Genomic DNA, 13,131 nt, shown 5'->3' with positions numbered 1-13,131 from the left:
TGTTATTCCAAGTAATTTATTGATCAATAACGAGCATCGCTGCCCCGAGCATCCCTGCTTCATTCCCAAAATCTGCCCGCTTCAATTTTAGTGGCTTAAGTTTCAGTAGTTCTACTTTTTCTAGAAGGTTATCCCACCAATCATCAGCGGATTCTGAAACTCCACCGCCAACCACAACACAATCCATGTCCAAGACAGCTTGGAGGGTAGAAATTACAACTGCAAAATCTGAGAGAAAACGTTCGCGAACTACTATTGCACTTGTGTGTCCATAGGTTGCAAGTCGAAATAGATTAGGCGGTAATGTTAGCCCCCCTGTAGCTGGGTCAACGACGTTTTCCTCTTGAATCATTCTTTTCAATGCACTTCCAGATACATATTGTTCACTGCAACCTGGTCTTCCACAACTACAAACAAGTCCATTTGGATACAAAATCAAATGACCCACTTCACCTGCACCACCGTGGACTCCATTCATTACCTCTCCATCAAAAACAAACCCTCCTCCTAGGCCTGTTCCCACCGTTAAGCAAACTACCTTTTGAAAACCTGTTGCTGCACCTATTCGAAATTCGGCAAGTGCAGCACAGTTTGCATCGTTATTAATCTCCACTCGAAGACCTGTGGCTGCTTCTAATTTCGCCTTAACAGGAGTCCCTTGCCAACCTTCTATCTCTTTTTCAAATGTTATGACTCCTGTTATCGCATCTACCATTCCTCTCGTACCGATACCGATACCTGTTAGATCAGGAAACTCTGTGATTACTTTAAGTATTTGTTCTTCTAAATAGGGGTATAACGGTATTAGGGTGGGAATTGTTTTGTCCACCAAAACCTGTCCATTTTCGTTCACGACACCCATACGTATTTTAGTTCCTCCAATATCAACTCCAAGTACTTTTTTCATCCTGCTATCTCCTTTCAAAAGCGAGCACAAAAGCCTCATATGGGCGTACTTCTATAAAGTCGTCATTAATATGAGGAGTTTTATAGTTAGATATTATGACTTTTGCTTTTATATTTTGTACATCACATACATTCCAATCGATTTTTACCGTATCCTTGGAGAAATTAGTTACGATTAACCATTCTTCTACACTCTTTTGTCGTTTATATACAAAGAGACTTGGATGATCAGGTAATAGCAAATGAAAACTGCCTAGTGTGATAATGTCGTATTCTTTTCTTAACTGAATAAGCTTTTGATACGTATAAAAAATCGATGAAGGATCCGCTAATGCTTGTTCGACATTAATCTTAGATGTATTTGTATTCATCCTAATCCAGGGTGTTCCAGTTGAGAATCCTCCATCTGATGTCCACTGCATTGGAGTTCGTGCATTATCTCGTCCCTTTGCATATATAGATGACATTATCTTGTCATTCGCAATTCCTTGACAGCTTTTTTCTTTATACATATTCAGTGTTTCAATATCTCGATAATCATTAATACTATCAAACTTTATATTAGTCATTCCTATTTCTTCGCCCTGATATATATAAGGCGTTCCTTGGAGCATATGCAAACAAATCGCCAGCATTTTAGCAGACATTTCCCGATGGACACCTTCATCTCCAAAACGCGACACAATGCGCGGTTGATCGTGGTTATTCCAATAAAGACTATTCCATCCTACTTGATGAAGTGCTAGTTGCCACTTTTCTAAGTTACGTTTGAGGTCTACCAAATCTAAAGGTTTAATATCCCATTTCTCATGAGGTCCACTATCTAGATTCATATGCTCAAATGTAAAGACCATATTTACTTCTTGATTGTTGGGATTTGTATATACCCGTGCATCCTCAGGTGTAGCTCCTGGCATTTCCCCTACAGTTAACACATCGTATTGACGCAAAACCTTTTCATTTATCTCACGTAAATAGGAATGAATTTTCGGTCCATTCATAAAATATGTACTTCCATCTCCAAACAACCTCCCAGGAGGAATTGCTCCATCAGGTAGCTGTATATCTTTTGAAATAAAATTGATGACATCCATCCGAAAACCACCAATACCTTTATCCAACCAATAAGTCATAATATCAAAAATTTCGTTTCGAAGAGGTTCATGTTCCCAATTCAGATCAGGCTGCTTTTTAGAGAACAAATGCAAATAAAACGAATTTGTTGCATCTTCTTTTTCCCAAGCAGACCCCGAAAATACAGATCCCCAATTATTTGGAGGTTGATCATTTTTACCTTCACGCCATATGTAGTAATCGCGGTACTTGGAGTCTTTAGAAGATTGGGATTCCACAAACCAGGCATGCTCATCGGACGTGTGATTGACCACAAGATCCATCACAATTCGGATTCCTTTTTGTTTCGCTTCATCAATCAATCGTTCAAAATCATCCATCGTACCAAACTCTTGCATTATCGCTCGGTAATTTCGAATATCATAGCCATTATCGTCATTTGGAGAATCATAGACTGGACTAAGCCAAATGACATCCACACCTAATTTTTCTAAATACCCTAACTTAGAAATTATTCCATTCAAATCCCCGATGCCATCTCCATCGGAATCCATAAAGCTTCGTGGATAGATTTGATAGACAACACTACGCTTCCACCATGGTTCCAATAATTGATCCATCTTCATTACCACCCCATGCACTTTAGATAGAATTGTTTTAATCTTCCCACAATTATAATGCAATCGCTTGCACAAGTATAGTAAACATTTAAAAACAGGGGAAATTAACAATAGGTTTATAAATAGAGAAGGTTTTTGCTATCCCTCATTATTTAGATTTTAAGCTAAATAGAATAAGTAATATTCCGCTAAAGAGGCAGATCATTCTAGTTAATGAAATCTTTTCAGCTAACCCAAATAATGCTATAGCTGTAGTAATGATTAATACACAAGGACCTACTAAGGCTAGTAGCGTGTTAATATAAAAGGCTTTTTCTAAATCATTATATTTATACATAAACATTGCAGCAGTAATATCTATACTTCCTGAAAAAATTCTCAATATTATCATAAAAAGAAGTGCCCTTTCGATCAATAAGAACTCCACCTTCACCTAGACTTTCTAAAGTGTATGAATATATTACTGAATTTATCAATTGAAATATCTTTCAAATAAGAAAAGTGAAAGCGCTTTTTAGTGCATCTTGTCTTCACTAATTCCTGAGTGCTTTGGACGAAACATTGGCTACACTATTACAGCGGAAATTTTGGATCGTGAAGTGACTGTGTCACTTCACGATCCATTTTCTCGGTAATCTTGTGGCGGATGTTTGTCCGTCGCCCTCTTGGAATTTGTGAGGACATGATGCTTTTGGTTTGGATAATTAGAGAAAAAATACTTTCCTACTCTTTTAAAAGCGAACGAAGATACAATTTCGTCCGCTCAGCGCTTCTTTATCAATGGATACTATCTATTTTTTCTCGAGTACCACCTACTCTAATCATGCACCAACTGATTCATGTATACTATGTACGGTAAAAGGAAAAACAATCAAGATCAAGCCCTTAAAAGTATACTATGAAGCCTTACTATTACTGGATTCCTAGCATCCAATATTCATATACTTTTTCTTTTAATAAATATAGTTTGAATAAGGGAGTAATCGTTGAAATTTCCTTAATGTAAAGCGATTTCTTCAATTAATATTGTACAATACGTATAAAAATGAATTTTGATTAATAGAGTAGACAATGCTATACTTTTTCTATGTCTTTTATTATTAAGATTAGTGTGGTGAAGGAAATGAAGTATTTTATTGAAAAATATACAAATATAATTTTTTATGATAATCAACCCTTGACCAAAATGGTCAAGGGTTTTTGTTTCCTTTGTGCAATAAAACTAGTTGGGGGAATAAGTGATGAGTTTAGAAAACAAACAATCCTCTTTCGCAATTTGGATTAGTTTAATAAGCAATGTATTTCTGACGGTATTAAAAATAGTTGTTGGCTTGTTATTTAACAGTCAGGTACTTCTTGCTGATGGCGTACACAATGCTGGAGATGTTATTGCATCTGTCGCTGCGCTAAGTGCGATGCGGGTATCCAAACGTCCTCCAGACGAAGACCACCCATACGGACACGGTAAAGCAGAAGTCGTTGGGGCTGGAATTGTTGCTATCATCTTAGCTATCGCAGCATTATATATAGGTTATCATTCTGTTTTAGCATTATTTGAAACGCCTCACAAAGCAACTTTTACTGTGTTAATAGCAGCGGCAATTTCTCTTATTTGGAAGCAAGTTCTTTATGTTTATACCATCAATATAGGTAAAAAAGAAAATAGCAAAGGTTTAATCGCAACAGCTTACGATCATCTTGCGGATGTCTATGCCTCACTAGCTGCCGTAATTGGTATTGGACTTTCTATGATTGGAGATCATTTTAATATTGCAGTATTAGCTTATGGTGATCCTGTTGCAGGTATTATCGTTGCATTTCTTGTATTAAAGTTAGCCATTGGAATGGGAAGAGAGTCTGTTGATGTGCTAATGGAAAAAAATATTGATTCTGAAACTATGGAAATAATCTTCGAGTTAGTTCAATCCGTTTCTGAAGTAAAACGAATTGACCGCATCCGAGCAAGAGAACATGGTCACTACATCATTGTCGATGTTCGAGTAAGTATATCCGCTTCACTAAGCATTCAAGAGGGTCACGATGTTTCAAAAGAAATTAAAAGAACGATAATAAAGCAATATTCTAATGTGGAGGAAGTTCTTGTTCATCTGAATCCATGGTACGAATAATAAGGCAGCAAGGTAGCTGCCTTAAAGTACTTCATTTGGACATGCCACACGATTCATAATTTTTCATTTAAAATAAAACCAACCCCCTACTTATCTTTTAGGGGGCTGTAATTTATTCTACTAATTTAATTTTCTTTTACTGGAAATATTTTTATTAGAATCTCTTATCTAATTTAGTAACAATCATAAATGTGTTAATAATAAATAAACCGAAACTTATTAATAGAACAGTTCCACCAACAATGTAGAATACTAAAGAGAAGGTTTCATTCACATTATATGGTTTTAATGTATTTAACCACATTCCCACTGTCAAACCTACCGATCCAATTACCGCAGTCCATCCATGAACTGCTACCAATTTGGAAGATTTAATTTTGTATACTCGGTAGAAAACACCCCACGCAAAGATTGTTAACCAACCTACGACTAATATGTGCGCGTGAATTGGACGGAATTGATAGCTACCTGATCCCGCCATATGTGAACCTAATATAGCTCCTAACAATCCAAAAATTGCAGCTAAACGAATTAATCTTAAACTCCATTTTGTTTCCATTATGTTAACCTCCATAGTATTATTTGTTACTATGGTGTTTATAATACTTCGTCAACATGAACAACATATGAATTCCACATTACAATTTTACAATTCCATAACGTATTCCAGAAAAATTCTCTTGAATACGATTTTATACAATTCTTCTATCTTAATACGAACTTCATTGATTTTGACGTTGTATAAATGTTCTGCTTTTCTTTTTCAATAAATATGTTATAAATTCTATAAAAGCAATTACTATTAGGGATAAACCAAAGAGAGGCATTATTAATCCAAGTACTGCCAGTAGAACAATGAATCCAGCAAAACTTTTTCCCATTGGTGTTTTTGGAGGAGCTGATAATTGGCCTTTCATTTTTCTATCTAACCACATTTTGTATCCAAAAATAATGACTGTTAGGAATGCTAAACAAACGATTAGATTGATTATTTTATTTGGCCAACCAAATAAATGACCCTCATGTAAAGGAATTCCCCACGTGAACCATTTTCCTAATATGCCATATTCATCGTAACTTACTTTTGAGATAAAGTCCCCACTGTATTGATCAAAATATGCAGTTATTTCATCGGAAGGGCTAACATCTAACCCTGTAATCCCTGTATTGCTTCCTTTCGCTACTGTATAAACGTCATTTGCTGCACTTGGAAGAATAATGGAATAAGGTTTGCCGATTCCTTGATTTTCTACTATCGTCATCAGATCACTTACAGTCAATGATGTTATATCGGCGTTAGAAGTAGGTGCTTCTTTTTTTCTAGTTGCCCAAGGAATTTCGTTCATCTTAGATGTTGGTGGAACTTCGTTTAATTCTGTAAAACCAAGTGACGGATGTGCTTGTGCCGCTGAGTATATAAAGTTCCCCATAAGGGCTGACCAAGGTAACCCAGTAAAAATAATAATTACCATTGGAATAGTAATAATAACTCCTGTGATTGCATGAAGTTTTTTATGTTTCTGTCTCTTATTTTTGGTTCCTTTCTGTCGTTTAAATACCTTGCCTTTAAATGACATATAGACTCCTGAAACAAGTAAAAATATAGCCCAACATGCTGCTAATTCAACCATATAGTTTACAACTGTTCCACCTACAAATAAAGAACTATGTAGACTCCTCATAAAATTCGAATAAGTAGTTGCAGCATTTTGACTACCTAATATCTGATTATGATCATCAATGAAGACATATTTTTGATCACCCATTATATTAGTCATCGTAAATCTTGTATTATAACTATCTTTCAAAACAATTACTTTTTTTACATGATAACCATCATATTGATTTTCAGCATTCTCTATCGCTTCGTTTATGCTAACCGATTCACTTTTACTGCTTTCACCAAAAAACAAATCACTATACATTTGATTTTCAACGTTTGTATAAAATAAATATCCAATCCCACTAATTGTTAGAGTAATCAACAATGGTGCAATAAATAAAGCAGCATAAAAGTGCCAACGCCAAAAAATATTATAAAAGTGCTTTTTCTTATTCAATCTCTATCCCCCGTGATTTTAATGACATTTTTGACTTTCCTGATTGCTAGTTGACTCATTTCCACAACCAGCAAGTGTAGAACTAAATATAATTATGGATAATAAAGCAATTACAATTTTTTTGATATAAATTCCCTCCTAATTTTCTAATACAAAACCGATTATATAAGTAAAATGTGAAATACAAATGAAATATACAGATTAAATGAAAAAATGAGTTTTCGAATTTTTGTAGGGAGGAAATTGGGAAGATTAAAAATAGCGCTAATGAAAAACCAGCTAGAAAAATGGTAAAATCACCATTTTTCTAGCTGGTTTTGTTGTATTTTCAATTCGTTCTCAAACGACAATTTTTGGTTTTCTTTGTTCCAAAAATGGTTCTTCACTTTTTATCTCTTCACCCGTTTCAATATCAATGAAGGTACTTGTTTCATTGAACCATTTATCTGGTGCTTTATGTCCCCAGAACGTTTGACGAAGCGGATCATTTAAATCCCAACGTTTCGGCTTTAAATCTGGGTCGCTTGTTAAATAATCACCTGTGTAAAGCTCTATGCGATGACCATCTGGATCTCTCAAATAGAGGAAAAAGGCGTTGGATAGGCCATGGCGTCCAGGTCCTCGTTCGATCGAATCCGCATATCCCAAGCTCGCTAAAACATCACAACAATCGAGCACGCTGAGTCGATCAGTTAGTGTGTAAGCAAAATGATGTAGCTTCGGTCCTGGACCACTCATGAATGCTTGGTCATGAACGGTTGGTTTCCGATAAAGCCAAGCTGCCCACAATTCTCCGTCTTCTGTATCCGTGTATTCTGAACACGAGAACCCTAGGTCTTTCACGTAAAAATCATATGCTTTTTGAACATGCGGTACTGCACAATTCACATGGTCAATTCGCTGTATTTTCGCTCCTGAATAAAGGTCATAGCGCTGCAGCATCCGATCGACAGTCGTCATTTCCGCAAAAAATTCTAATGGAATACCCGATATATCATGGACACGAAGAGTTCTTCCAATTGCATGTTGTTCGCCTTTCGCCATCCATTTTGTTTTTAGTCCTCTTGCAATAAAAAGCTTTTCTATTTCGTCGAGATTCTGTTCTTTTTCTACTTTATAACTAAGTACTTCCACAACAGCTTTGTCTGCTTTTTTTAATAACAAACTATGATGGGAATGTTCCTCTAAACCTCTTAAGTATATATGATTTTCATCACTTTCTGTTTCAATCATGCCTAATCCATCCACATAGAATTTACGGGACGCCTGTAAATCCAATACATGAAGCACCGTTCTTGCGATTCGAATGATTGAAAAATCCATCGCGTTCACCATACCCTCCGCTAATTTTTCCCGAACTGCTGAATATGATGCTCAGCAATCGAAACATGAATTATTTTCTGCTCCGTATAAAACCCAAAGCCATAATGCCCGCCTTCACGTCCAATTCCAGAGGACTTGGAACCTCCAAAAGGTGTTCTTAAATCACGGACGTTCTGTGCATTCACCCAAAGCATTCCAGCTTCTACTTTATGTGCAACACGATGACCTCGTTTAATATCATTCGTCCATACATAACCCGCAAGTCCATAATCTATATCGTTTGCAAGATTTATTACTTCTTCTTCATCTTTAAATGTCAAAACAGTTAGGATAGGGCCGAAGATCTCTTCTTGCGAAACACGCATATGATTTTCAGCATTTAGGATAATTGTTGGTGCTACAAAGTTCCCTCTTGCGAATTCCAGAGGGATTTCCCCAGTGATCACTTCGGTTCCTTCTTCTTTTGCTATATCCAAGTAGCTCTTCACCTTGCTATAATGACCTTTATCAATGAGCGGTCCCACTTCCGTATTTCCGTCTAATGGGTCACCGACTTTAATATTCGCAACTCGCCTCTTTAAAGCATCTATAAATTTATCTTTAATCCCTTCTTGCAAAAATAATCGAGAATTGGCAGTACATCGTTCGCCGTTAAATGAGTAAATCCCCCAAACACAAGCATCTAAAGCACGATCAAAGTCTGCGTCATCAAAAACGATTATCGGTGATTTACCACCAAGCTCCATCGAGCAACTTTTCAGCGTATACGCACTATTTTTTATAATCGTTGACCCCGTCTTTGTTTCCCCTGTAAATGAAATTAGTTGGACATCCGGATGTTTTACAAGCGCATCCCCTGCTACTTCACCGTAGCCATGAACAACGTTGAAAACGCCTTTTGGCAGACCCGCTTTATGAATTACTTCCGCTAAAACATTAGCAGATAGGGGAGAAAGTTCGGCTGGCTTTAAAATAACTGTGTTTCCTGTCGCAAGTGCTGGTGCCACTTTCCATGTCTCTAACATGAATGGGGCATTCCAAGGAGTTATTAATCCTGCAACCCCAACAGGTGCATGAATTGTATAGTTTATAAATTCATCATCTACTTGATAGGCATCTCCAACTAGTCGGCTTTCTACCATCCGAGCATAAAATCGAAAGTTTTCAGAAGCTCGGCTTACCATTTTTCTCGTTTGGCTAATCGGAAGACCCGTATCAAGTGATTCTAAGTAAGCTATTTTTTCTATTTCTTCATCAATCAAATCTGCAATACGATAAATATATTCCATTCGTTTACTTTGTTTCATAGTTTTCCAGGGACCGTTATCAAAGGCTTCCCGCGCGGCAGCGACTGCTTTATTAATATCTTCTGACTGCCCTTCTGCAACTTCATTAATTTGTTCATTCGTAAATGGGTTCATGTTTTTGAACGTCTTTCCACCTACAGAGGAAGTGAATTCTCCATTTATATAGAGGGATATATTTTTTTGTGATTCATGTTTATAAGAGACTAACTCCTGAGAAGATAACATTTCTATCACCTATTTTCTTATTTGTAATTACTTTAAAGCTGCTTCCTTAGGCAAAATAGCGAGTTCAATAAGTGATTCTCGAACTTCTTCTTGTATCGCTGCTGAAGGTAATCCTAATGGCAAGCGCAGTTGCGGTGTTATTTTCCCCATCAAGCCAAGCGCTACTTTAACTGGGGAAGGATTTGTATCTTTAAAAAGTACATCATTTAATGGCATTAATTCGAAGTGAAGATTTTGTGCTCTAGCGACATCTCCAGCTTCCCAAGCATTATATAACTCTGCTACTTTTGCAGGTTCTACATTTGCTGTGGCACTAATAAATCCAGCTCCTCCAATTGCAAGCATTGGGTAGCAAAGTAATTCAATCCCCGAGAACAAAAGAAAATCTCTTCCACAGTTTAGAAGCACACGATTAACATGTTCAAAGTCTTTATTGGCTTCTTTTACACCGATAATATTTGGACAATCTTCCACTAAGCGTTTCATCGTGCTAACTTCCATATTGACAGCAGATCGACCTGGTATATTGTAAATAATGATTGGGATTTTAACTGAATCTGCTACTATTTTAAAGTGCTGATAAAGTGCTTCTTGGTTTGGCTTATTGTAGTAAGGCACGATAACCATGGCCGCATCCGCACCAATTTCTTCTGCATATTTCGTTAGTTCCATTGTCTCATCATGGTTTGTAGACCCTGTACCAGGCGCAAAAAACACGCGTCCATCTATTGTCTCTTTCGCTAGATTCATAACCCTTTTTCTTTCAGCAATTGTTAAAGAACTTGGTTCGCCACTTGTTCCTGTAACAGAAATACCATGACTTCCGCTTTCAATTTGCCAATTGATCAACTCGATGAATGCTTTTTCGTCAATTGCACCACTTTCCTTGAAGGGTGTAACGACAGGACAAATGGAACCTCTTAACTTCTTTTTAGCTTCTTCATATGCCATTAGACTCTACTCCTTCTAAGTAGTTGTTTCTGATTCTTGTAGATCTTTTAATTCTCGATACTTTCCTTGACTAAATAATAAAGGATCTTTTTGCTCAAGCTGAATTCCAGTAACATGACCGATAAAAATCGTATGGTCTCCCACAACATACTCGCTACTCAAATCACATGTAATCACTGCTAAAGTATCTTCAAGTATTGGCAGTCCTTTAAAGTAGGTAAACGTAACTTCAGATTCTGATTTAAGCTGACCTGCAAATTGTTTCGACTTCTTTTGTTGGTTAGACGATAATATGTTAATCGCAAATTTCTTAGAATCCTTTATATGCTGAAGCATTCTTGCATTTTCTCCAATGCTAATTGCGATAAGCTTAGGATTGAGAGAAACCGACATAAAAGCATTTGCAGTCATGCCATGCACTACTTTCTCTACTTCTGTTGTTATAACGGTTACACCTGTGGCAAAACTACCCATCACATTTCGATATAAGCGATCATCAATTTCGTGATCTACCTCGTGCATCATTTATTCACCTCGCTATTTTCAATAGATGTTAACTGGAATTTACGATAATATTCCTGCTTCTTTTTTTGCTTTATTTAAAAAGTTCGTAACCATGTCTTTATAAGGTTGCTTATTAAACCCATCATAATAAGCATTTGACATTCTCACTGGATCACCAAAGAAATAATATTCATAAAGTGCTTGTCGGTTCCCAAATGCACTAATGGAAATATCCCACGCTAGGCGGAAGAGCTGTACTTTTTCCTCGCCGTTTATATTTGCACCTTGTGTATAGCGATGAACTAACGAACCGACGTCCGTATTGCTAAAGTCTGCTTCTGTTGGAAGAGCCATTAATCCAGAAGCTCCTAGAATTTTAATAATTTCATTCATACGCTGATACATTTTTGGGAACCAGTTGCGTGCTGCATTTAACGGTTCGAAGTCTGGTGTCATATTGCCATATTGATCAATTTTTGCATTATGTTCGGATTTAAATAAATGTGAACGCATCACTTCTAAAATAACCATGATTTCACTCGCTTTTTCTTTCACATGCATAAATTGATCAATACCAATTGCTTCCATCATACTAATGACAACACCTAGTATGAACTCAGTTTTTACGACGTTTTTGCAAATAACTTGATGTGTCATATGTATTACCGCATTCGTCTCAGCGTAAGTGCGATTACATATATTTGTACTTTCACATACAAAAACTCTCTCCCACGGAACTAGCACATCTTCGAAGGAAATGATTGCATCACTCTCATCAAACCTAGCGCCGAGTGGGTGATCCCATTTACTCTTACCATAATCGAAAGATTCTCTAGATAGGAATTTTAATCCCTTAGTATTATTTGGAATGGCAAACGCAAATGCAAATGGGTCATCTGTAGTTCCTGGAGTTCTATTTATTGTCGAAGGGAATACGACAAGCTCATCTGTAATACCGCCTAAAGTTGCCAAGAGACGACAACCATTCACAATAATTCCATCCTCCGTCTTTTTCGTAATCCTTGCTGAGAGAAATGGATCTTTTTGCTCTGATTGCGTGAGCATGGATCTGTTTACCTGTGGGTGAATTAATGTATGGGTTAAACTAATATCGTTCTCACGTGCATATTCATAGTAATTTGCTGCATTTTTAGCAAATTGATCACTTCCGCCACCTTCTTGCGCAAAAAATTCACTCGCTGTACCGAAGGCCATAATACTTGTATTTAAATAGTCTGGGGAACGACCCATCATGCCACCGGAGAATGCAGCCCATTCGCTATGCATTTCTCGTCTTTTGAATAAATCTTCTTTCGTTTTAGGTGCAATAAAAGATAGGCCAACTTTTTGCCCTGATGTCGGAGAAGTATATAACATTTTTTCCGATTTCTCGTGTTGTAAGTCGTAAAGACCGGCAACGCTTTCTACGACATTTTTAAATGCTGGATGTTTCGTAACATCTTCTACTTTTTCCCCATGAATCCAGACTTCTGTTTGTCGTTTTTTAATACCATCAATGTATTCTTTACCTGTTCGTGCGCCCATTCTATTCCCTCCTCATTAATTCCACTTACTATAATCAGAATTTTCCGAACGAAATGTATATTAATAAATTAATTGGGTAATCTACACTACTTTTTAAATCTAGCGTGAATATTATTTTGTTTATAAGTGCCAACTTCACTTAATTCAATAAGTTCCATGGACAAGGCTAAATATCGCTTAGCCATTAATGACGAGAAATGTTCTTTCATTACTTCAAAGAGCGCTGTACAAACTTCTTTCTTTATTTCATCTGAACGCCCATCACCAATTTTTAATACGGCATGGACGAATGCATCATTCCCTGTACCATCTGCCACTCGGTACTCTTTTAGTTCAATCGCCCTTGAACGGATTCCACCTATAGGAAATATAGTGTCTCGTTCAATAAAAACTTTATGAATTTCCTCGAATAATTTTGGAAGATTCGCCTCTTCTTTAATATTATCCGTGTACTCCACTATGAAATGCGGCAAATAATCCCCTCCTT

The 13,131-nt window shown here is 36.8% G+C and carries 12 protein-coding genes; 1 reads left to right on the top strand and 11 read right to left on the bottom strand.

Features of this window, described 5'->3' with window-relative positions; all coding sequences use genetic code 11:
• Window positions 1-16: 16 nt before the first annotated feature.
• The 3 genes from ACTSKG_RS14265 to ACTSKG_RS14255 all read right to left on the bottom strand — a co-directional run bounded on the left by ACTSKG_RS14265 (window position 17) and on the right by ACTSKG_RS14255 (window position 3,015).
• Window positions 17-907 carry an ROK family protein gene (locus ACTSKG_RS14265; protein ID WP_464755226.1) on the bottom strand — a complete coding sequence of 297 codons (891 nt, stop codon included), beginning with the start codon at window positions 905-907 and terminating at the stop codon, window positions 17-19.
• Between the two features lie 4 nt (window positions 908-911).
• Window positions 912-2,600, bottom strand: coding sequence for a glycoside hydrolase family 13 protein (locus ACTSKG_RS14260; protein ID WP_464755224.1), 1,689 nt, complete (start codon window positions 2,598-2,600; stop codon window positions 912-914).
• 148 nt (window positions 2,601-2,748) lie between these two features.
• The gene (locus ACTSKG_RS14255; RefSeq protein WP_464755223.1) at window positions 2,749-3,015 is read right to left on the bottom strand and encodes a YqhV family protein; all 267 of its coding nucleotides are present in this window, start codon (window positions 3,013-3,015) and stop codon (window positions 2,749-2,751) included.
• Between the two features lie 826 nt (window positions 3,016-3,841).
• Between ACTSKG_RS14255 and ACTSKG_RS14250 the strand changes: the two genes are divergently transcribed.
• Window positions 3,842-4,729: a cation diffusion facilitator family transporter gene (locus ACTSKG_RS14250; RefSeq protein WP_464755221.1), complete on the top strand. Its 888-nt coding sequence runs from the start codon at window positions 3,842-3,844 to the stop codon at window positions 4,727-4,729.
• Window positions 4,730-4,883: 154 nt separating this feature from the next.
• Here the strand turns inward: ACTSKG_RS14250 and ACTSKG_RS14245 are convergent, their stop codons facing one another.
• The 8 genes from ACTSKG_RS14245 to ACTSKG_RS14210 all read right to left on the bottom strand — a co-directional run bounded on the left by ACTSKG_RS14245 (window position 4,884) and on the right by ACTSKG_RS14210 (window position 13,117).
• Entirely contained in the window at window positions 4,884-5,288 is a 405-nt protein-coding gene (locus ACTSKG_RS14245) for a hypothetical protein (RefSeq protein WP_464755220.1), read from the bottom strand.
• Window positions 5,289-5,451: 163 nt separating this feature from the next.
• Window positions 5,452-6,789, bottom strand: coding sequence for a PepSY-associated TM helix domain-containing protein (locus ACTSKG_RS14240; RefSeq protein ID WP_464755219.1), 1,338 nt, complete (start codon window positions 6,787-6,789; stop codon window positions 5,452-5,454).
• 339 nt (window positions 6,790-7,128) lie between these two features.
• The gene (gene hpaD / locus ACTSKG_RS14235) at window positions 7,129-8,112 is read right to left on the bottom strand and encodes a 3,4-dihydroxyphenylacetate 2,3-dioxygenase (RefSeq protein WP_464755218.1); all 984 of its coding nucleotides are present in this window, start codon (window positions 8,110-8,112) and stop codon (window positions 7,129-7,131) included.
• A 20-nt stretch (window positions 8,113-8,132) separates the two neighbouring features.
• A complete protein-coding gene (hpaE, locus tag ACTSKG_RS14230; protein ID WP_464755217.1) occupies window positions 8,133-9,644 on the bottom strand; it encodes a 5-carboxymethyl-2-hydroxymuconate semialdehyde dehydrogenase in 1,512 nt (503 codons plus the stop codon).
• Between the two features lie 27 nt (window positions 9,645-9,671).
• The gene (gene hpaI, locus ACTSKG_RS14225; RefSeq protein WP_464755216.1) at window positions 9,672-10,595 is read right to left on the bottom strand and encodes a 2,4-dihydroxyhept-2-ene-1,7-dioic acid aldolase; all 924 of its coding nucleotides are present in this window, start codon (window positions 10,593-10,595) and stop codon (window positions 9,672-9,674) included.
• Between the two features lie 15 nt (window positions 10,596-10,610).
• Window positions 10,611-11,117 (bottom strand): flavin reductase family protein, encoded by a 507-nt coding sequence (locus ACTSKG_RS14220; protein ID WP_464755215.1) that lies wholly within the window; start codon window positions 11,115-11,117, stop codon window positions 10,611-10,613.
• A gap of 42 nt (window positions 11,118-11,159) precedes the next feature.
• Window positions 11,160-12,644: a 4-hydroxyphenylacetate 3-monooxygenase, oxygenase component gene (hpaB, locus tag ACTSKG_RS14215; RefSeq protein WP_464755214.1), complete on the bottom strand. Its 1,485-nt coding sequence runs from the start codon at window positions 12,642-12,644 to the stop codon at window positions 11,160-11,162.
• Window positions 12,645-12,730: 86 nt separating this feature from the next.
• Window positions 12,731-13,117, bottom strand: coding sequence for a 5-carboxymethyl-2-hydroxymuconate Delta-isomerase (locus tag ACTSKG_RS14210; protein ID WP_464755213.1), 387 nt, complete (start codon window positions 13,115-13,117; stop codon window positions 12,731-12,733).
• Between the last annotated feature and the right edge of the window lie 14 nt (window positions 13,118-13,131).

This window comes from Psychrobacillus syltrankelensis, from assembly GCF_055454035.1.
This window is presented reverse-complemented; position numbering and strand designations above follow the sequence as displayed.